This is a genomic window from Actinacidiphila oryziradicis (assembly GCF_005047355.1).
Lineage (GTDB): Bacteria > Actinomycetota > Actinomycetes > Streptomycetales > Streptomycetaceae > Actinacidiphila > Actinacidiphila oryziradicis.
In genome coordinates this window covers 1-1,166 of record NZ_SUMC01000348.1, presented here as the reverse complement: position 1 = coordinate 1,166, position 1,166 = coordinate 1, and the positions used below count along the sequence as shown (strand labels likewise).

General features: G+C 65.1%; 1 protein-coding gene. It reads left to right on the top strand.

The features are described 5' to 3' along the window. The first annotated feature begins 113 nt into the window (after positions 1-113). The gene (locus FCI23_RS55815; RefSeq protein WP_136731779.1) at positions 114-1,028 is read left to right on the top strand and encodes a serine/threonine-protein kinase; all 915 of its coding nucleotides are present in this window, start codon (positions 114-116) and stop codon (positions 1,026-1,028) included. Positions 1,029-1,166 lie beyond the last annotated feature (138 nt).

Genomic DNA, 1,166 nt, shown 5'->3' with positions numbered 1-1,166 from the left:
ACCCAGCTCCAGAGCACCCGCTGACGGATGATCAAGACCGACGATCATGCGGCACTGCCAGCACGAGTACACCCCACCGCCACCACACCAGACCCCCGACCAGCAACTTCAGGATGAAACGATCTCACTGGGGCATCGCGCGCCGTCCGCCTGGCCAGACCACCCACCCGCAGCGCACCAAGGTTGGGGTGAGCATGGGCTCGGAGGGCTTCTCAGCCCCCGAGCTAAGCAGCGACGCCCACAGCGCCGGTCCGCCGGCTGACGTCTACAGCCTGGGGCAGCTGATCGGCTGGGCGGTCACACGCAGGAACCCGCAGCAGAACATTCCTCTCATACCGAACTCCGGGCCGTGGCGTGCGGTCGTCCGGGAGGCAACGCGCACGGACCCCAGGAGACGGCCGACAACGGTGCGAGCGTTCCTTGACCTCATCGCCCAGGAGATCGACACACCTCCCGTGCCGCCCGTAGTACAGGCCGAAACACTCCGTGATTCTCTGAATGCTGGAGCAGCGAACGCGCCAGAGGAATTGGTCGTTCTGGCCGCTGCCCATCCCGACGATGCCGCCCTGTACTGCGACGTGCTCCTCAACATCGACCCCGAGGCGCTCATACCGGCGTTGATGGCCGACCCTCCTCGAGCAATTGAGATCGTCCGGGCGATGCCCGAGCTCCTGGGCACACACCGGCCAACGGAGCGTGGCGAAGTCGACGCCGTCATCCTGTGGCTGTTCACCGTCGCACGCCACGCCGCCAGTACGGCTCAGCTGCACTTGCTGGAGGAAAGCTGCAACGGCGCGTTCACCTGGGACGCCCTGTGGGACCAGTGGACGCCGCAGGACAAGATCAGGCCCTGGCTACGCACCCTGACAGGGGATGCCGCCGGATCAGTCGCAGGAGCACTGCGCGATCACCCCGACTGCGCACGCCACTTCTCCTCCCTGGCTAACGAATTGCGAGTCGATCACCGGATCCGCTCGGCAGTCTCACCACCTTCGCCGGATTCGGCCGGAACCGCCGGATCAACGTAAAAACGACTACGCCGGGAGTGTCAACTTAACGGCTGATCTGGGTTGTCGAGTTCTAGTTGTTGGCGGGGGTCAGGCGTCCTTCGAAGGCGATCTGGAAGGCGTTCAGCGGGGCCTTCCAGCGCATGGTCCACCTCTTGC

Bases quoted from the DNA above. Each gene is read 5' to 3' on its own strand.
- FCI23_RS55815 (WP_136731779.1), top strand. From the start codon at position 114: ATGAAACGATCTCACTGGGGCATCGCGCGCCGTCCGCCTGGCCAGACC.